Here is a 19,325-nt window from a genome sequence, read left to right on the forward strand (position 1 = left end):
AGCAGTGTAAATAAGAAGCTACTGACACAATCGGGGCGGCCTTGGAGGCCGCCCCGATTGTTACTTGCCCATTGTGCTAGCGTTATTCGGGCAGCGCATAAACTGCGATCTGATCACCTACCTGATCTTTCAGGATGGTATTGCCACCTGAAACAAAGGCGACATATTGGCGACCGTTATACTCGTAGACGGCCGGATTTGAGACGGAGGGCGCTTCGGTCTGATCCGACCACAGCTCCTCGCCGGTTTCAAGGGAGTAGGCACGCACCTTGGCATCCATCGAAGCGCCGATAAAAATAATATCGCCTGCGGTGACCGCCGGGCCACCGATGGTGGGCGAGCCCCAGCTCTCGGGCATAAAGAAGCCATACTGCTGCGATGCACCCACCGGGCGACGCCATTTGACATCACCCGTAGTCATGTCTAAGGCGACAAGCTCACCGAAGGGCGGTTCCCAGCAGGGCATACCTAACCGGTTCAGTGCGACCTCGAGGCGCATTCCATAGGGCGCGCCTTCTTGAGGGGCGAAGCCGCTTTCGTTGCCGGACCCGCTATCCGCCAGCTCATAATCATCGCGATTATAGAGCTTAATGTACTGCACAATGTGCGAGGTGTTGACGATCGCCGTCTGGCTCTCAGGGTCGAAGGCTACGCCTCCCCACTGCACGCCCCCTGCGCTGATCGGGTAGCCGAGTGTGCCTTCGCCTTGGGTAGTGGGGGGCGTGTACATACCTTCATAGTGAAGGTCGTCCCACAGGGCTGAACACTCACCAAAACTCACCGCATCGGCCAGTGCCCATACTTTTGGTTTCTCAGACTGATCTAGCAGCGGTGCCGGTTTAGTTGGGAAGGGTTGAGTCGGCGCGTAGACTTCGCCTTCAACGCTGCCATCCCCACCGGGAACAGAGCGCTCTTCTATGGGCCAGACATCCTCCCCGGTTTTGCGATTCACCACGAACAGAAAGCCCATTTTGGTTGATTGGATGAGTGCCGGTATCTCCTCGCCATTGACGGTAATATCCATTAGCGTTGGGGCGGCATTGATATCGTAATCCCAGATATCGTGATGCACCCACTGGCGCGACCAGACGACTTCGCCGGTCTCGATATCCAGCGCGGTGGTGGATGTGCCCAGGGGCACCTCTTCGGTGCGGTTGCCGCCCCAATAGTTAGGGGAAGGGGAGGAGACTGGAAGGTAGACTAAACCAAGCTCCTCGTCGGCGGACATATGTGTCCAGACATTGGCGGTGCCGCTCTGCTCACGCATCTGATCGCTCAATGCCTGGAACGTCCATTCACGCTCTCCGGTGCGGGCATTAATTGAGTAAACGGTGCCGGGAGGAGCCTGCTCGTAGGCCCAGTCCATCCCCGCCCAACCGAGAATCAGATGCTCGCCCACCACGGTGGGCGGTTGCAGTAGCGAAAGCGGCCAATGGTCGTTGGTGTCATTCCACTGGTTGACGTTGAGCACACCATTATCGGCAAAGTCGGCACACTGTTCGCCGCTATCGGCATCGACCGCAAATAGTTGTGCATCCATAGTGCCCATATAGATGATTTTCTGGCAGGGCTCACCTGCTACCGGGTCGTCGGCTTCCCAATAAGCGACACCGCGGTTTTTCAAGGCGGGCTGGGTCAGCGCTTCCAGGGAGGACTGGGTATCAAAGCTCCATTTCTCTTCGCCACTGCCTGGGTCTAACGCGAGGATGCGATAGAAGGGGGTGCCAATATAAAGGGTATCGTTAGCAAACACTGGAGTCGCTGACCAAACGGTGGCGGGTAAATCACCCGAGCCATCCGCGACATCGCCGGTATGCACTTCCCATACCTTCTCTAGCTCGCCGACGTTATCGGCAGTGATTTGATCAAGCGGACTATATTTTTGGGCATTAAGCTGGCCGTGGAAACTGTCCCAGGTTGGTTCACCAGGCACTAACGGTACAGGCGCGCGGGCAGGCGCCCCTTCGGGCGCAGCACTCTCCTCAGTTGGTTGATCCTGAGCCCATAGCGGCAGTGGTGTAAGACAAATCGCCAGGGCGGTAACTGCACCACAACCAAACATGACGGATTTAAACGGAGTACGTGTAGCGGTTGATAGCGCTGTCATGGGTGGCTCCTTAGGAGTGGGTGAGGCGGGTATGCTGGGCTGGCCGAACCATATCAACAATCAAACCGACCAGACCAACCACCATGGCGGCGCCGATCCACCACTGGTGCAACAGAATGCCGGCGAAAAATGTACCGGCAAGCCCTATCAGTATAAGTATCCGAAGGGTGATGGCTGCACCGCGGCTTGTTACTTTAAAAAGTAGTAGCGCCATCACCGCAAGGGCGAGGCAAGCCACAATGGCAACCAGTGCACCGAGCGTCCCTGTGATCCCGGTCAGAGGCGTGAGATAGGCGTATAAAGCGATGGCAAGCCCGGCAAGCGAGGCTGTTAAAAGTACGAGCGCGCCCGGTCTGGACGAGAGAGATGATGGCATAGCGCTATGGCCTTCTGCTGAGTGAGGTGCCCAACGTTGAGACTAATTCAACGTCGGAAATCATTAGCACTATAACTTTAGCAGAAAACGATACTTTTACGATTTTGAGCACCCCAACGTGATCAAATATAGAAAGCGCAGCCCTCACTTTTTAGTGATTGGCAAACATTGCAAAAGCGCATATCTCTAGTTTTGCTTTGATTTAAATTGATGCAACGTCTCAGTGCCGCAGTTTCTTCAACATCCTTCACAGCGGCGTTTTACTTCCCTTTCCAGGAATTTCCCGCACCAAGCGTGGCATTAAGAACCCAGGAAGATGATCGCGTAGCTGAGCTGCCAGCTCGCGCGCTTCACAATCGGGCACATCGAAGTGCGCAGCACCCTGAACCGGGTCCAGTACGTGCAGATAGTAAGGCAGAATGCCCGCTTCGAAGAGCCGTTCAGAAAGCGCGGCCAGGGTAGTGGCGGTGTCGTTCACATCGCGCAGCAGTACACTCTGGTTGAGCAGTGTCGCACCGGCTTGTTTGAGGCGTGTACAGGCATCTACTACGGCTTGGTCGATTTCATTGGCGTGGTTAATATGCAGCACCACCACTTTTTGTAAACGCGTCGACGCTAGCCAACCAAGAAGGGCGTCATCAACCCGGTCGGGAATTACCACCGGTAGGCGGGTATGGATGCGCAGCCGTTTAAGATGCGGGATGCTTTCTAGCTGTTCCACCAGCCATGCTAGCTGGCGATCGTTGGCAGCCAGCGGATCGCCGCCTGAGAGAATCGCCTCGTGAATAGTCGTATCGCCTCGTAAGTAGTCGAGTGCTTCCTGCCACTGCGCTCTGGAGGGTGAGTTATCGCTATAGGGAAAATGGCGGCGAAAGCAGTAGCGGCAGTTAATGGCACAGTTAGGACTGGCGATGAGCAGCACTCGACCAGCATACTTATGAATCAGCCCTTTAGCGGGCCGATGGTCGGCTTCTTCGAGCGGATCAACGACGTATCCATGCGGCGTGAGCGCTTCTTCGCCCAGCGGCAGCACCTGGCGCAGAAGTGGGTCGTCTATGTCGGCATAGGCTATTCTATTGAGATACGCCTCTGGCACACATACTTCAAATAGATCGTGGCCTGCTTGAGCGCCTGCCAACCAGTCGCTGCTTAGTCCCAGCCGTTCGCATAGTGCTTGCGGGTCGCGAATGGCGTGGGAGAGCTGTTGCTGCCAACTCGATTGCACCATTGAATAGCAATGGCTTTGCGTTTCTGACGCGGCAATAATGATGTTCTCCTGCAAAAAAGCCCTCCTTCGGGTTATCATGCGCGCACTTATTTAACGACGCCATTTGCAACGCTGCTGGCATATAAAACAAGTTGACGGCGGCAAAGTATGGCTTCGCGCACCACCTGTTGAAACAAATAACTGAAATGGATGATTGAGAAACATTATGGCGAACTATTCTACCAACGAATTCAAGGCCGGTCTGAAAGTAATGCTCGATGGCGATCCTTGTTCGATCGTTGAGAACGAGCTGGTCAAGCCCGGTAAGGGGCAGGCGTTTAACCGCGTTAAGCTGCGGAATCTAATGACTGGCCGCGTAGGTGAGAAGACTTTCAAATCCGGTGACTCGTTGGAAGGTGCCGATGTCATGGATTTAGAGATGGAATATCTCTATAACGACGGTGATATGTGGCACTTTATGAAGACCGATGGCTCCTTCGAGCAGTACGCTGTGGAGAAGAAAGCCTTGGGTGATACTGAAAAATGGCTTAAGGAACAGGTGCCTTATGTCATTACGCTCTGGAATGACAAGGCGATCTCCGTCACACCGCCGAATTTCATTGAGTTGGAAGTCGTTGAAACCGATCCAGGCTTGAAAGGCGATACTGCTCAAGGTGGCTCTAAGCCTGCGACGTTATCGTCCGGCGCTGTTGTTCGCGTGCCGCTGTTTATCAATCAGGGCGAAGTGCTGAAAATTGATACGCGCAGTGGTGACTACGTCTCCCGCGCTTAATCGCTTTTCTGGGCGCTTGTATGTCTTAATGGCCACGCTATGTGCGTGGCCATTATTGTTTAAGGCGGTTTCTCCAAGGAGTCCTTATGGCCATTGATTGGCAACCCTCCGCATCTCTTGAAACGCTGCGTGAACGGGCGCAGTTAATGGCCAAAGTGCGCACTTTTTTTGCCCAGCGCGACGTGTTGGAAGTGGAAACGCCAGTGCTGGGGCAGGGAGGCAGTACGGATGTGCACTTGGTGTCGCTGCACACCTTGGCACGCACGGACAAAGGACAGCGCCGCCTATGGCTGCAAACCTCCCCTGAATTCCATATGAAACGTTTGCTCGCAGCGGGTAGTGGGCCGATATTTCAGCTCGCACGAAGTTTTCGTGACGGTGAAATAGGTGGCCGCCATAATATCGAGTTCACTATGCTGGAGTGGTATCGACCGCAGTTTACGCTGGATCAGCTGATTGATGAGACCGCGACGCTCATCATGTCGCTGCTGCCCAGTTTTCCCGGCCCACTTGTGCATTATCGCTACCGGGAACTGTTTCATACCCATTTAGAAGTTGATCCGTTTACCACGCCCCTGGAAAAGCTGCGTTCGTTAGCCGCGAAACGGGCACAAATGCCTGCCCAATCCTTAGCCGCTGAAGGCCGTGATACCTGCCTTGACCTGTTGATGAGCGTGGTGATTGAGCCGCAGCTAGGCCAGCGTGAGCTAAGCGTGGTGGTAGATTATCCGGCCAGCCAGGCGGCACTGGCGCGACGCCATCAAGATGCAGACGGTCAGTGGGTGGCTTCCCGCTTTGAGGTTTATCTAAACGGTATTGAGTTGGCCAACGGCTACGATGAGCTGATTGATGCGGCTGAACAGCGCTCCCGGTTTGCTGAAGACAACGCTGAGCGCCGCCGCTTGGGCCTGCCGGAAGTGGATGTGGATGAGCGCCTGTTGGCCGCACTTGACCACGGAATGCCTGAAGGCGCCGGTGTGGCGTTGGGGATAGATCGTTTGATTCAATTAGCACTCGGCAAAGCACGCCTGGAAGACGTGCTTACATTCTCAACCCCCAGCTGTTAGCGGTTAGTCGCTAATAGGCTGCAAGCTGTCAAGCTGAAAGCCTTCGCAGTAGGAATACCAGTGGTACGCTGGCAATGTAGATCAGCCCCATCCAAGTAAAGATGTCGTTAAAGGCCAACACTTGGGCCTGCTGAGAGACTCGTTGCGCCAGCATGGCGACGGCGGCGTGATAGGTATCGGGCACCGAGCCGGCGAGCATCGCCTGGTATTTGGCGATCTCCGCTACCACGACCTCGCGGCTGGTATCGATAGCAGGGATGAGCTGATTCCAGTGAAAGTCCTCGCGGATGTCGCGCACCGTATCGAGCAGCGCCAGTCCCATGGCTCCCCCCAGGTTGCGCATAACGTTAAAAAGCCCGCTGGCGTTGCCTACTTCGCTCGGCGGCAGGGTGCCCAGGGCAATACGCGAGGCTGGAATGATACACAAGATCAGCCCCATGCCGCGCACGATCTGCGGCACGCAGAACTGCCAAAAGCCCGACTCCACGGTAAGATTGGCGTTCATTATGGTGCCCACGCCGACCAGCAGCAGGCCCATAAATAGCATCATGCGCAGATCGAGGCGGTTGGATAACTGACCGGCAACCGGCGCGCACAGAAACATCGTCAGCCCGGTGACGAACATCACCTGGCCAATTTGCAGGCTTGAATAGCCGCGCACATAGCCAAAAAACAGCGGCATGATGTAGACCAGCCCGTAGAGCGCGATGCCGATGATAAAGCCCATCCCGGCGCCGATGGCAAAGTTACGGTTGGCAAAGGCGCGCAGATCGACGATGGGGTGGTCGCTGCGCAGGGTGCGGATGAAGAACCAGGCTCCTGCCACCAGACAGGTCAGGCTGAACAGCAAGATCCGCTGGCTGGCAAACCAGTCATCGCCGGGCCCTTCTTCAAGCACAAACTCTAGCGAGCCCAAAAATACCGCGATCAATACCAGGCCGATCAAGTCCAGGCGGCGCGCGACCGCGTGGTTGGGCTTGTCGATATCGAGAAATGTCCAGGCGGCCCAGCAGACTAGAACGCCGGGAATCACGTTGGCCAGGAACAGCCAGTGCCAGCTGAGCGTCTCGGTAATGTAGCCGCCCACGGTGGGACCCACCGAGGGTGCCATGGTGACAACCATGCCGATCACCGCCTGCACACTGCCCATTACCCGTCGAGGAAAGATCGAAAAGCTAACTGCCTGGGTAATGGGAATCATCGCCCCACCCATAAAGCCCTGAATGGCGCGCAGCACAATCAGTTGCTCGATCGAGGTGGCCAGCGCGCAGCCGAGACTGGCCAGAGTGAAACCGGCGCAGGACAGGGTGAAGGCCACCCGGGTTGAGAGGATGCGCATCAGCATGCCTGACAGCGGAATCATTACAATCTCGGCGATCAGGTAGGCGGTCTGCACCCAGGAGATCTGATCCTCGCTGGCCGAGAGCCCCGCCTGGATTTCGTTGAGCGAGCTGGCGACGATCTGAATATCCAGAATTGCCATGAACATGCCGAACACCGCAGCGATAAAACCAATGCGCTGCGGCCAGGTTGGCATGTCGTTGACGCCCGCCGCTGGGCCGGCGACCGTCTCGCTCATGACTCGGGCTGCTCTGCCGCTAACTGTTTGGCAGGTCGAGTATCATTTTGCAGATCAAGGTCACGGGTATCGATCTCGGGTACGGCCGAGAGTCCGGCGCGGAGTTGGCTCAGCGCCTCGGTGGGGCCGGTGATGCGGATTTTGACCGGCACCCGCTGGACGATTTTGTTGAAGTTGCCGGTGGCATTGTCCTGGGGCAGTAGGCTGAACTCGGTGCCGGTGGCCGGTGACAGGCTATCGACGACGCCTTCGTAGGTGGTATTCGGGTAGGCATCCAGATGCACTTCAACCGGCTGGCCGACGCGAATACGCTCAAGCTGGGTCTCCTTAAAGTTGGCCGCTACGTAGGCCGACTCGATGGGTACCAACTGCAAAAGCGTCAGCGACGGCTGCGCTAAAGTGCCGACCTCAACGCGCAAATTGCCAACCACGCCGTCCCGGGGCGCGACGATGCGGGTCTTGTCCAACTGGTGGCGAGCATAGTCAAGATCGGCGCTGGCGGCGTCCAGATTGGCTTCAGCGCGGGTCACGCCGCTCTCGGCCACGGCCAGCTGCCGCCTGGCCGAAACAACGGCGGCTTGGCTTTCGGCAAGCTTTGCCTGGGCGACACTCAGCGCGGCCTGGTCGTCTTCGCGCTGCTGGCGGGAGCCGTAGTTGTTGGCGGCAAGCGACGAGGAGCGCTCCAGGTGCTGGCGCGCCTGGTCAAGATTAGCCTGGGCCGCCTGCTGCTGAGCCCTGGCCTGATCGATAGCCGCCTGCTGCAAGTCTACCTGACGGTGGGACTGGGCGATTGAGGCAGCGGCCACTGCCTGCCGGGCTTCGGCCTGGGTAACCTGATCGCGGTAGCTCTCGGCGTTGAGGCGAATTAGCAGATCGCCTTGTTTGACCGTTTGGTTATCGTCTACTGCCACCTCGGTGACCCGCGCTGATAGCTCAGCGCGTACCGCGACACTGTCGGTGCGCACGTAGGCATTGTCGGTCTCTTCCATGAAGCGCCCGGTTTGCCACCAGCCCACGCCCCACCAGGATAGCGCCGCCAGGACGATTAGCCCCGCCACCATAGCGAGTAACTTGCGGCTAGTTTTGCTGCTGGAGCGTACATCTTGACCCGAGACGGTATGGCTGCTTTGTCGCTCATCCGGTGGCTCGCCCGGCTTAGTATTCGATGTCATGACCACTCCTTAAGGCAGTAGCGCCCCCTGCTAGGGCTCCCTGTGAGGCAAAGACACCTCCCATGGGGAAAAAGACAAATAGTGTAATGAATGCTACATTACATTTCCAGGGCAAAAAATATTACTTCTGTGTGCCGCATCTTTATACTTAATCCTTATTTATATACCTCTATAGGAGTGTCAATGCCACGCTCAACCGCGCCAGATATGCTCGGTCGCAACATAACTGATGCCGTAACGTCGCGCGGCGTGGCGCGCCGTGAACGTCTGTTGGACGCTGCCCGGGATGTTTTTCTTGAACAGGGCTATGCCGGTGCCAGCGTTAACGACGTGGTTGCCCGCGCAGGCGGATCGTTGGCGACGCTGTATAAGCAGTTTGGTAACAAGGAGGGATTATTCACCGCGGCGATGGAGCGTCATATCGCCACCGCCTGGGCAGTGCTGGAGGAGGGGCGACGGGATCACCAAGCCCTCGAGCAGGTGCTGTACGAGCTAGGCCGCCGAATGCTGACGTTGGTGTTCGAGCCTGGCGTGATCCGTTTAGTTCGCGGCTTAGCTTTTGAGGCCGAACGGGCTCCGGAGCTCGGTGAGCTGTTTCTCACACGCGGTCCCGACCAGACCCGTCAGGCGTTAGCTGCTTACTTAAGCGAACAGGTGGATAGTGGCCGTCTTGACCTCGACGATCCGCGTGAAGCGGCCGGTATGTTTGTGGGCATGTTGCTTGGTGAATGGCACATTGACGCTCTGCTTGGTCGTCATGTGCGTCTTGACCAGGCGCGTTGCAACGCTCGAGCTCGACGCTGTGTCGAGCTCTTCCTCTCAGGTGCGTCTAGTGCTTCGACCTAGGTCATTCAGGGGGAAGGTTATTAATACGCTCCCAGCGTTTGCCCCATCTGCACCATGCTGCGCAGCGGATTGTTTGCGAAACTAGGCGGCTTGGCAAAGCACATCACCACGGTAGAGCCGAGCTTGAAGCGGCCCATCTCTGCGCCTTTTTCTAGAGTAATGGGTTGGCCAAACTGCATGCGCTGAGGATGCCCCGCCAGTGGCGTTACCTGCCCTGACCACACAGTCTCGATAGCAGCGACAATCATCGCGCCGACCAATACCATCGCCATGGGGCCGTGCTCGGTATCAAAAATACATACTAAACGCTCGTTGCGAGCGAACAGGCCCGGCACATAGTTAGCAGTGGCTTGGTTGACCGAGAAGAGCCGCCCAGGCACGTAGACCATCTCGCGCAGGGTGCCGGTTACCGGCATGTGCACCCGGTGGTAGTCCCGTGGGGAGAGATACACGGTGGCAAAACTGCCGCCTAAAAACTCCTCTGCCAGTGCCGTATCCCCGCCCAGTAGGGTCTGTGCGGAGTAGGTGTGCCCTTTGGCCTGCACCAACTGTCCTGCCTGTAAACGACCATATTGGGAAAGCGTGCCATCGGCGGGGCTGAGGATGCCATCGCCTAGTGGGCGAGCATCGGCTTTGAGCGCACGGGTGAAGAAGTCGTTGAACGTAGCGTAGGCGGTGGGGTCTGGTTCCAGCGCTTGGCTCATGTCGACGTTAAAGCGCTTGATAAACGCTTTAATCAAGGTGTCTTTCACCCATGGGTTGTCGCACTGAGCGAACTTGCCGGTTAGACGTGAGAGCGCGTGGTGAGGCAGCGGGTACTGGAGTAGCGAAAAAGCTTTTTGGGAAAGAGTCACAGTAATATTTTCACTTCTCGATGGGTGTGTCGTCGCGGTTGCCCCATTCACCCCAGGAACCCGCATAGCCGCGCATATTAAAGCCTAGCGCCTTGCCCACCAGCCAGGTAAAACTACTGCGGTGGTGGCTTTGGCAGTGGGTGGCAATTTCCATGTCCGGAGTTAGGCCCAGGGCGCCTAGCTCAGTGATGAGTTCGGCGTAATCGCGTATGCGCAGCGCGCGGTTGCGATCCATGGCATGGAGCCAATCCATATTGACCGCCCCTGGAATATGGCCCATGTGCTTGTTGTTACCGCGTACGCCATCGTACTCATCTTTGGAGCGCGCATCCCATACCGCAAACTGCTTATCGTCGAGCTTCTCCTTGATTTCGTCGTAGGTAATCAGGGCTTGGGGATTGAGAAACTCGGCGTGGTATTCGCTGGGGGTTGGGGCGGTCGGTTCTGTGCTCTCTTCCAGGCCTGCATCGCGCCAGGCGTGAATGCCGCCGTTCAAATAGGAGTAGCGAGTGTGGCCGATCAGGTCTAGCGTCCACAGTAACCGCGCCGCCCATCCGCCGCCTTCATCGTCGTAGGCTACTACGTGGGTGTCGCGGGTAAGGCCTAATGCACTAAATAGCCTTGATAGTGCCTCGACGCTAGGAACGTCGCTGGGTACAGGCCCTTCGCCACGCATCAAATAGCGAAAATCGAGGAAAATAGCCCCAGGCACATGGCCCTGGCGATAGCTATCGCCATTAACCGGCACATCGATAATCAGCAGCTGTGGATCATCCAAATGTTCCTGCAACTGTTCGGGTTCAACGATTAGCGGCAGTAGGTTGGATTCCGACGATTGGCTTTCGGTGCTCATGAGTAACTCCTCTAAATCCTAGCTATCCAAGCTATCAAGTATGCGCCGGTAGCTGGTAAAGCGTGCTGGATGAATCTTGCCTGCCTCGACCGCTGCGAGTAAAGCGCAGCCTGGCTCATTACGGTGGCGGCAGTCACGAAAGCGGCAGTGACCAATATAGTCGTGAAACTCAATAAAGCCGTCGGTGACTTCCTGCTCGTTGAGGTGCACCAGGCCAAACTCACGAATACCCGGTGAGTCGATGAGGTCGCCGTCGGCCACTTCCGCCCGGCTCATGGTGTAGAGGCGGGCCGTGGTCGTGGTGTGGGTGCCTTTGCGGGAGTCTTCCGAGAGCGCGCCAATGCGCAAAGTCTCATCAGGTAGCAGCAGATCGATTAGCGAAGACTTGCCCACGCCGCTTTGACCGACAAACACCGAGGTGCGGCCTTCAAGCTGGCTGCGCAGAGCATCCAGTCCGGTTTCGGTAGCGGTGGTGGTGCGCACGACGGGATAGCCCAAATCGCGATAGCGTTCCAACAATTTGCCTAACTCGCCACCGTCTTCTGGCAGCAGGTCGGTTTTGTTGAGCACCAGCACTGGCGCTATACCGGTGGCTTCGGCGGCAACCAGATAGCGGTCGATAAGGTTAGCGTGAGGCGCGGGTTCGACCGCAAATACGATCAATAGCTGATCAATATTGGCGGCCACCGGTTTGAGCAGGCCGCGAGCGTCGGGGCGCTTAAGTACGCTATCGCGCTCTTCACGGGCTACCACCACGCCGGAGCCTTCCTGACCTGCGCGCCATATCACCCGATCGCCGGTGACCAGGCCGTCCAGATTGGCGCGTAGATGGCAGCGCACAGGTTCATTATCGCTATTGCGTACCTCTAGGGTACGTCCAAAGTGAGCAACGACACGGCCCGGTTGTTCGGCACCGTATTCGCCAGCGGCGAGTTTTTCAGCGTCTTGCACATCGCGCTTTTCAGCACGCTGGGCACGTTCTGCCTGGACTTTGTCGACTCGCCACTGCTGCTGGCGACTTAATTTACGTTTGCTCATGTCTACCCGATGCTAGGTACAATAAGCTCCATTGTACCTAGCAAAGGTGTCATTGTATTTATCTAGTCGCCAAGTAGGCCTGTATAGCTGCTTGACGGGCCAATTTAAGGCACACTTGCGCGATGTTATACGCATTTAGGCAAAGGAATAATGGTAATGAGCAACGAAACGACGGGTGCAACGGAAGGAAAAACGGCGCCACGGGATGATCTGCTGGTGTGGATTGATCTCGAGATGACCGGTCTCGATCCAAATAAAGAGCGCATTATTGAAGTAGCCACACTCATTACGGATGCGGATTTGAATGTGGTGGCTGAGGGGCCAGTCATTGCGGTGAAGCAGCCCGACAGCCTGCTGGCGCAGATGGATGACTGGAACCAGAAAACCCACGGTGAATCAGGCTTAGTCGCACGGGTGAAAGCCAGCCAAGTGGAAACTACCGAAGCTGAGCAGCAAACCCTGGCATTTCTTCAGCAGTATGCGGTGGCGGGCTCGTCTCCCATGTGCGGCAACAGCATCCATCAGGATCGGCGTTTTCTCGAGCGTGAGATGCCTGCGTTGCTCAACTTTTTCCACTACCGCAATCTTGATGTGTCTACCATAAAAGAAGTGGCCAAACGCTGGAATCCCGGTGCGTTGGCGGGCTTTAGTAAGCAGAATGTGCACTTGGCGATGGACGATATTAAAGAGTCGATTGCTGAGCTGACCCACTACCGGAGTACGTTTTTGCGCGTTGAGCAGAGCAGCGACGAGGAAGAGTAGCTAAGAAGAGCCGGTATCTGTAGCAATACGCTCGCCGCGCTTCCTGCGCTGCTCCTCAAGCGCCCAGGCGACATGTTCACGCACCAGCGCGCTTGGGTAGGCCCGGCGTACCCATAACGCGGCTTCCACGGTCTCGCTCCAGGGCGCGTTGCCCAGTCCAATGGCGATATTGCGCAGCCAGCGCTGGTAGCCAATGCGCCGAATGGGGCTGCCAGCGGTTTTGTCCAGAAACTCCGCTTCGCCCCAGCCAAACAGGCTAATAAGCGATGCGCGGTCTAGGTCATGGCGTGGGGCAAAGTCATCTTCCTGGGTGATATGGGTAAAACGGGTGAAAGGGCAGACCAGTTGGCAGTCGTCGCAGCCGTAAATACGGTTGCCCATGGCGCGACGAAACTCAACCGGAATCGCCCCGTGCAGCTCAATGGTGAGGTACGAAATGCACTTGCGAGAGTCGACCACTTTATCGTCAACGATGGCGCCGGTAGGGCAGGCGGTGCGGCAAGCGCTACAGCTACCGCAGTGTTCGTGCTCAAACGGTGCGTCAATGGGAAGCGGTAGGTCGGTATAAAGTTCGCCCAGAAAAAACAGCGAGCCCGCTTTGGGGTTGAGCAGCATGGCGTTTTTGCCAAACCAGCCGAGCCCCGCTTTTTGGGCCAGGGCGCGCTCCATGACCGGTGCAGAGTCGACAAAAGCGCGGTAACCAAAGTCGCCGACTTCTTGCTCAATTTTTTTTGCTAATAGGGCTAACCGTTTGCGTATTAGCTTGTGATAATCACGCCCTAAGGCGTAGCGCGATACGTAGGCGCGGCTGGGCTGACCGAGCACCTTGGTGCTCTCCGCCTCGGCGGGTAGATAATCCATGCGTACGCTGATAATGCGTTGAGTGCCGGGTTCGAGTTCCGCAGGGCGAGTGCGCTTGGTGCCATGCTTGGCCATAAAGCCCATTTCGCCGTGGTAGCCCTTTTCCAGCCACTCATCAAGGTGGGCTTCATGTGTCGACAGCTCGGTATCGGTGATGCCCACCTGCTGAAAGCCCAGCTCTCGCCCCCAGGTTTTAATCAGATCGGCAAGGCGAGCAAGTTTCTGGTCAGTCATTGCACCATCAGAACGTGCAAAGGCAGTGGAATTCGACATAGTCAATCAACAGCAAGGTATTAAGCGCGCTATGCTAACGCATTGGCAGCCATCAAAACATGTGAAAGGAGCGATCGTGACGGTCCCGAGTACTTCCATGCTACGCCCTCTATATAAATCCGCCCAGGTGCGGGAACTGGATCGCCGCACCATTGCTGGCGGCATTGATGGTTTTGCGCTAATGCAACGCGCTGCTTCAAGTGCCTGGCACAGTTTTCGCTCCCGCTGGCCACAAGTGCGCAGTTTAACCGTGATGTGTGGGAGTGGTAACAACGGTGGCGATGGTCACGTGCTGGCGGCGCTGGCCATGCAGTCCGGTCTTAAGGTGCAGCGAATTACGCTGAAGCCCCTCGTCGAGCTAAGCGGTGATGCGGCCCGTGCAGCAGAACTGGCAACATCCGCGGGGGTGGGCTGCGAGGAGTGGCACGCTGGCATTGAGCTCACCGGCGAAGTGATTGTCGATGCGCTGTTGGGTACCGGCCTGACCGGTGAGGTAGAGGGACGCTTCAAGCGGGCTATCGAAATGATCAATGCCGCGCATCGGTCGGTACTGGCTATTGATATTCCCTCAGGATTAGTCGCAGACACCGGTGCTGTGCTGGGTATTGCTGTTAAAGCCGCCTGCACGGTGACCTTTATCGGCGATAAGGTGGGCTTGCATACAGGGGAGGCGCCAGCTTATACCGGCGAGATCGATTTTCGCCCCCTGGGCGTCAAAGCCCAAGCCTATTTCGACATTCCCCCCACGGCTTGGCGTCTGGATGATTCGCTACTGGCAGATGCCTTTGCACCACGCCTGCGCACCAGCCATAAAGGTGACATGGGGCACGTGCTGGTGATGGGTGGCGCCCCTGGTTTCGGTGGTGCTGCGCTGATGGCCTGCCAAGCTGCCGCGCGCATGGGGGCTGGGAAAGTAAGCCTGGCGACGGCCCCAGAGCATATCACTGCCAGTTTAGTGCGTTGCCCGGAGGTGATGGCCCATGGCGTACGCGGTGGCGCTGAGGCCGCAGAGCTGCCTAATAACGCTGACGTGGTGGTAGTAGGGCCCGGGCTAGGCCAGGCTGCCTGGGGGCAGGCGGTGCTTCAGAGTGCGCTTCAGTCAGATGCGCCGCTGGTGGTGGATGCTGACGGGCTTAATCTGTTGGCGCGTCAATGGCCGGATGTTCGCCGCGATAACTGGATATTGACCCCGCACCCTGGTGAAGCCGCACGATTGCTGGGCTGTGAAGTGGCCGATATTCAGTCAGATCGGCCTGCTGCAGCTCAAGCACTGCAACGCGCCCGGGGAGGCGTGGTGATTCTAAAAGGCGCGGGCAGTTTAATTGCTGGCCCCAGTGGTTTGGTAGTGTGCCCCTACGGCAACCCGGGCATGGCCAGCGGCGGAATGGGCGATGTGCTTAGCGGCATGCTGGGAGCGCTGGTCGCGCAGCGCGGAGATGTAGAGTTCAGCGCCTGGCTAGCCACGATGGTGCACGCGTTAGCGGCTGATCGAGCGGCAGAGCAAGAAGGCGAGCGTGGCCTGCTAGCCAGCGATCTGGCATCCTATGCGCGAAAATTGATTAATCCGTGAAGGCAGCCCACATGCAGGTGCAATTAGACAACGAAGAAGCCCAGGTCGCCTTTGGCGAAGCACTCGGGCAGGTGTTGCAAGGACGCGGGCTGGTGTATCTGGAAGGTGAACTGGGAGCCGGTAAAACTACGCTAACCCGCGGTATCCTGCGTGCTTATGGCCATCGAGGGACAGTTAAAAGCCCCACTTATACGCTGGTCGAGCCTTACGAGCTGGGTGCTCAACGGGTTTATCATCTAGATTTGTACCGCTTGTCAGATCCAGAAGAGCTTGAATTTATCGGTGGTCGAGACGTGCTGGCCGACGATGCGCTCAGTATTGTTGAATGGCCCAGCCGAGGGGAGGGGTGGCTGCCAGCGCCTGATATCGCGCTGGCGCTGGAAGTGGTCGCTCATGGTCGCTTAGCCTCATTAACAGCGATCAGTGATCGGGGCAGGCGAATGCTGGCATTATTGGAAAGTAAGGCAAGCAAGGTAAGTTCCGACCATTTGGGCAACGGTGTGATTCAATGGAAATAAAGGGCATAGCGGCACGAGTATATTGTCTATTAGCCGCCAGTTTTTTTGCCCTGGCGGCAGTTAATGTTCAAGCTTCCAGCGTGGAGAGTATGCGTCTTTGGGCGGCGCCGGATCATGCCCGGCTGGTATTTGATCTGTCCTCTGCCACGAATGCCAACGTGTTTTCACTAGAGAACCCTGCGCGGTTGGTGATTGATTTAGATGATACTCAAATGGACACCGATCCCAGTACGCTGCCTTTGCATGACAGTGCGATCACCTCGGTCCGCACCGGCGCGCGAGAAGGCGGCGGTCTACGGGTAGTGCTTGAGCTCAATCGAGAAATTGAGCCGCGTCACTTTACCCTGACGCCTAACGACCAGTACGGCCACCGGCTGGTTGTCGATCTTGAGTATCCTGGTGAGAGCGCCGTCGAGAACCCGATCGACCCTATCGAGGCGATGATTCGGGATCAAGAAACTCAGGCCCTGCGGGCATCTACTCAAGGCCAACTACCCAGCAGTGTCGCGTCGCCTAGTGACGCAGCCCCGGCAGAAGTCCAGGAAGCCAAACCGCACCCAAGGCGCGATATTATTATTGCTGTGGATGCCGGTCATGGCGGCGAAGACCCTGGGGCGATTGGCCCATCAGGTACTCGTGAAAAGGACGTAGTGCTGGAAATTGCCCGGAACTTAGCCGCGCAGGTGAACGGCACCGAAGGCTTTAAAGCCGTGCTGGTGCGGGATGGAGACTATTATTTGGGACTTCGTCAGCGCACCTCGTTGGCCCGTGAACAGAAGGCCGACTTCTTTGTCTCCATACACGCCGACGCCTTCACCAGTCCAAGGCCACAAGGTAGTTCGGTCTATGCGCTCTCCCAGAGGGGGGCCACCTCGGAAACCGCCCAGTGGTTGGCCGATAGCGAGAACCGCTCCGATCTGATCGGCGGTGTCGATGGCAGCCTCTCTTTGCGCGATAAAGACCAGGTGCTGCGCGGCGTGCTCCTGGACTTGACCATGACTGCTACCTTAAACGATTCCCTGTCTATCGGCGGGCAGGTGTTAGAGAAACTAGGTCGGATTAATCGGCTGCATAAGTCCCGCGTTGAACAGGCTGGGTTTATGGTACTGAAATCCCCCGATATACCCTCGCTGCTCATTGAGGTTGGTTTTATTTCCAACCCGGATGAAGAGCGTCGTCTGCGTGACCCAGTCCATCAATCGGGGCTTTCTCAGGCTATTTTCAGCGGTTTGCGTGAGCATTTTGAACGCTACCCGCCACCGGCCAGCCTGCTTGCTTGGCAGCGTGATAATCAGCGTCGCCCTTCGGGCAACGAATACCGTATTCAGTCGGGCGATACTCTCTCCGCGATTGCCGTACGTCATGGTGTGCCGGTTAATCAGTTGAGGCAGGCCAATGAATTGAATGGTGACGTGATTCGCGTTGGCCAAGTGTTACAGATCCCCCGTTCATGAGTAATCGTTCATGAGGTTTCATGTTGACTGATATGACCGCTACCGCGCCGCGTATTCATGTGCTTGACCCACGGTTGGCCAACCAGATTGCCGCTGGTGAGGTGGTCGAGCGCCCTTCGTCGGTGACCAAAGAACTCATCGAAAATGCCATTGATGCAGGTAGCCAACGTATCGAAGTGGAGATTGAGCAGGGTGGCGCGCGACTGATTAAGGTGCGCGATGATGGCATTGGGATTGGCGAAGAGGATTTACCGCTGGCACTGGCCCGCCATGCCACCAGTAAGATCGGAAGCCTGGAGGACTTGGAAGGCGTTAGCTCGCTAGGCTTTCGCGGTGAGGCGTTGGCATCGATCAGCTCAGTCTCACGGCTGGAGCTGATTTCTAATGCCGCAGATGACCCCCGCCATGGCTGGCGGGTGGTCGCGGAAGGGCGCGGAATGGAAGCACGGGTTACCCCTGCGCCACACCCCCGTGGTACTAGCGTCGGCGTGCGCGATCTATTTTTTAATACCCCCGCCAGGCGCAAGTTTCTGCGCACTGAAAAGACCGAATTTGCCCATGTTGAAGAGGCGTTTCGCCGCCAGGCGCTATCGCGTTACGACATCGCCTGGGTATTGCGCCATAACCAAAAAGTCATTCATCAACTGCCTGCCGGTCACTCTGCGGCGGCCCGCGAGCGGCGTATTGCCTCGCTGCTGGGCAAAAACTTTATCGAGCACGCCCGCTATATCGAACGTGAAGCGGGCGGTTTGCGGCTAAGCGGCTGGGTAGGGCTGCCCACGCACTCGCGTTCCCAGGCCGACCAGCAATACTTTTTTGTCAATGGACGCGTAGTGCGTGATCGCTTGGTCGCCCACGCGGTGCGCCAAGCCTATCGCGATGTGCTGTTTAACGGCCGTCATCCGGTATTTGTGCTCTATCTGGAGCTTGATCCCGACGTAGTAGACGTTAACGTTCACCCCACCAAGCACGAAGTGCGCTTTCGTGATGGCCGCATGGTGCACGATTTTCTCTATTCAAGCCTCCATCACTCTCTGGCGTCCGCTAAACCTGCCGAGAGCTCGGGCGAGGAGGGTGCCGAGGTGGCTGATACCTCAGACGCATTGGCACAGGGCGCGGCTGCTGAAGCGAACGCTGAACAGCCCCGTTGGCAGCAGCAAGGAATTGCGCTGACCCACTCGCCGGATCGCCACCCTGGCGCAGAGCGTGTTCGCCGCTTTATGCAGGGTTATCAGGCGCTCCATCCCAATCACGAAGAAACGCTGTTAACGCCCCAGTCGAGCGCTCTCGAAGAGCGAGTCAATGAGGTGCGTGAAGCGCCCCTGGCAATGCCTGACAACGATCCCACTGCGCCACCGCCGCTGGGATTTGCGCTGGGGCAGTTGCACGGCATTTATATTCTGGCTCAGAACGCAGAGGGTTTGGTGCTGGTGGATATGCATGCCGCCCATGAGCGAATCGTCTATGAGCGCATGAAAACACAGCTGGCCGCCGCCAAAGGGTTGGATGCACAGCCGCTGCTGGTGCCCGTCTCGATTGCCGCTAGTCGGGCTGAAGTGGCCACGGCAGAGAGCGAGCAGGCGGCGATTGCCAAGCTGGGTATTGAGCTGGATATCGCCGGGCCAGAGACGCTGCTGGTGCGCCAATTGCCCGCTTTACTTGCTCAGGCTGATCCGGAGGCGCTGGTTCGTCAGATGCTGGAAGAGCTGGCGCGCTATGGGCGTACCCATCAGGTCGAGGCGCGACTGCATGAACTACTCTCCACCATGGCCTGCCATGGTAGCGTGCGTGCCAATCGACGACTCACCATCGACGAAATGAATGCGCTACTGCGCGATATGGAGCGCACCGAGCGCAGCGACCAATGCAATCACGGGCGCCCTACATGGACCCAAATGGGTCTCAAAGCGCTTGATCGACTGTTCTTGCGAGGGCAATAGCTGCTCGGACAATAGCTACGTTGACCATAGCGGCGCACAAAGCAATTACCATTTT

The 19,325-nt window shown here is 57.3% G+C and carries 17 protein-coding genes; 8 read left to right on the forward strand and 9 right to left on the reverse strand.

Translation table 11 applies throughout. From position 1 onward, the window contains the following. Positions 1 to 82: 82 nt before the first annotated feature. The 3 genes from QEN58_RS06900 to epmB form a co-directional block, all read right to left on the reverse strand. Positions 83 to 2,107 (reverse strand): pyrroloquinoline quinone-dependent dehydrogenase, encoded by a 2,025-nt coding sequence (locus QEN58_RS06900; RefSeq protein ID WP_425270309.1) that lies wholly within the window; start codon positions 2,105 to 2,107, stop codon positions 83 to 85. A 10-nt stretch (positions 2,108 to 2,117) separates the two neighbouring features. Next, positions 2,118 to 2,483 (reverse strand): hypothetical protein, encoded by a 366-nt coding sequence (locus QEN58_RS06905; RefSeq protein WP_280106389.1) that lies wholly within the window; start codon positions 2,481 to 2,483, stop codon positions 2,118 to 2,120. A 247-nt stretch (positions 2,484 to 2,730) separates the two neighbouring features. Further along, a complete protein-coding gene (gene epmB / locus QEN58_RS06910) occupies positions 2,731 to 3,765 on the reverse strand; it encodes an EF-P beta-lysylation protein EpmB (RefSeq protein ID WP_280106390.1) in 1,035 nt (344 codons plus the stop codon). 151 nt (positions 3,766 to 3,916) lie between these two features. Between epmB and efp the strand changes: the two genes are divergently transcribed. Further along, positions 3,917 to 4,483 (forward strand): elongation factor P, encoded by a 567-nt coding sequence (gene efp, locus QEN58_RS06915; protein ID WP_280106391.1) that lies wholly within the window; start codon positions 3,917 to 3,919, stop codon positions 4,481 to 4,483. An 86-nt stretch (positions 4,484 to 4,569) separates the two neighbouring features. Beyond that, positions 4,570 to 5,550 (forward strand): EF-P lysine aminoacylase EpmA, encoded by a 981-nt coding sequence (gene epmA / locus QEN58_RS06920; RefSeq protein ID WP_280106392.1) that lies wholly within the window; start codon positions 4,570 to 4,572, stop codon positions 5,548 to 5,550. Between the two features lie 28 nt (positions 5,551 to 5,578). On the opposite strand, the gene QEN58_RS06925 is transcribed toward epmA, so the two are convergent. Next, the gene (locus QEN58_RS06925) at positions 5,579 to 7,087 is read right to left on the reverse strand and encodes a DHA2 family efflux MFS transporter permease subunit (protein ID WP_280106393.1); all 1,509 of its coding nucleotides are present in this window, start codon (positions 7,085 to 7,087) and stop codon (positions 5,579 to 5,581) included. A 38-nt stretch (positions 7,088 to 7,125) separates the two neighbouring features. Then, the gene (locus QEN58_RS06930; protein ID WP_280106394.1) at positions 7,126 to 8,301 is read right to left on the reverse strand and encodes an HlyD family secretion protein; all 1,176 of its coding nucleotides are present in this window, start codon (positions 8,299 to 8,301) and stop codon (positions 7,126 to 7,128) included. Positions 8,302 to 8,484: 183 nt separating this feature from the next. On the opposite strand from QEN58_RS06930, the gene QEN58_RS06935 reads away from it, so the two are divergent. Next, positions 8,485 to 9,147, forward strand: a complete 663-nt coding sequence (locus QEN58_RS06935; RefSeq protein WP_280106395.1) for a TetR/AcrR family transcriptional regulator — start codon at positions 8,485 to 8,487, stop codon at positions 9,145 to 9,147. A 20-nt stretch (positions 9,148 to 9,167) separates the two neighbouring features. On the opposite strand, the gene asd is transcribed toward QEN58_RS06935, so the two are convergent. Genes asd through rsgA form a run of 3 tightly spaced genes read right to left on the reverse strand, consistent with a single transcriptional unit; the run spans position 9,168 to position 11,892 of the window. Then, positions 9,168 to 10,001, reverse strand: coding sequence for an archaetidylserine decarboxylase (gene asd / locus QEN58_RS06940; protein WP_280106396.1), 834 nt, complete (start codon positions 9,999 to 10,001; stop codon positions 9,168 to 9,170). Between the two features lie 10 nt (positions 10,002 to 10,011). Next, positions 10,012 to 10,854 (reverse strand): sulfurtransferase, encoded by an 843-nt coding sequence (locus QEN58_RS06945; RefSeq protein WP_280106397.1) that lies wholly within the window; start codon positions 10,852 to 10,854, stop codon positions 10,012 to 10,014. 18 nt (positions 10,855 to 10,872) lie between these two features. After that, positions 10,873 to 11,892 (reverse strand): small ribosomal subunit biogenesis GTPase RsgA, encoded by a 1,020-nt coding sequence (rsgA, locus tag QEN58_RS06950; RefSeq protein ID WP_280106398.1) that lies wholly within the window; start codon positions 11,890 to 11,892, stop codon positions 10,873 to 10,875. Positions 11,893 to 12,048: 156 nt separating this feature from the next. On the opposite strand from rsgA, the gene orn reads away from it, so the two are divergent. Next, complete coding sequence (orn, locus tag QEN58_RS06955; protein ID WP_280106399.1) at positions 12,049 to 12,654, forward strand: oligoribonuclease; 606 nt, start codon at positions 12,049 to 12,051, stop codon at positions 12,652 to 12,654. Here orn and queG read toward each other — a convergent pair whose 3' ends face one another. After that, a complete protein-coding gene (gene queG / locus QEN58_RS06960) occupies positions 12,655 to 13,788 on the reverse strand; it encodes a tRNA epoxyqueuosine(34) reductase QueG (protein ID WP_425270310.1) in 1,134 nt (377 codons plus the stop codon). It lies immediately after the preceding gene. A 97-nt stretch (positions 13,789 to 13,885) separates the two neighbouring features. Between queG and QEN58_RS06965 the strand changes: the two genes are divergently transcribed. Genes QEN58_RS06965 through mutL form a run of 4 tightly spaced genes read left to right on the forward strand, consistent with a single transcriptional unit; the run spans position 13,886 to position 19,270 of the window. Beyond that, positions 13,886 to 15,358, forward strand: coding sequence for an NAD(P)H-hydrate dehydratase (locus tag QEN58_RS06965; protein WP_280106909.1), 1,473 nt, complete (start codon positions 13,886 to 13,888; stop codon positions 15,356 to 15,358). Between the two features lie 11 nt (positions 15,359 to 15,369). Next, complete coding sequence (gene tsaE, locus QEN58_RS06970; RefSeq protein WP_280106400.1) at positions 15,370 to 15,876, forward strand: tRNA (adenosine(37)-N6)-threonylcarbamoyltransferase complex ATPase subunit type 1 TsaE; 507 nt, start codon at positions 15,370 to 15,372, stop codon at positions 15,874 to 15,876. After that, entirely contained in the window at positions 15,867 to 17,330 is a 1,464-nt protein-coding gene (locus tag QEN58_RS06975) for an N-acetylmuramoyl-L-alanine amidase (RefSeq protein WP_280106401.1), read from the forward strand. The genes tsaE and QEN58_RS06975 overlap by 10 nt, the downstream gene beginning before the upstream one ends. A gap of 32 nt (positions 17,331 to 17,362) precedes the next feature. Continuing rightward, complete coding sequence (gene mutL / locus QEN58_RS06980; protein ID WP_280106910.1) at positions 17,363 to 19,270, forward strand: DNA mismatch repair endonuclease MutL; 1,908 nt, start codon at positions 17,363 to 17,365, stop codon at positions 19,268 to 19,270. Positions 19,271 to 19,325: the final 55 nt, after the last annotated feature.

Origin of the sequence: Halomonas alkaliantarctica (assembly GCF_029854215.1) — a bacterium.
In the GTDB taxonomy this organism is placed as follows: domain Bacteria; phylum Pseudomonadota; class Gammaproteobacteria; order Pseudomonadales; family Halomonadaceae; genus Vreelandella; species Vreelandella alkaliantarctica_A.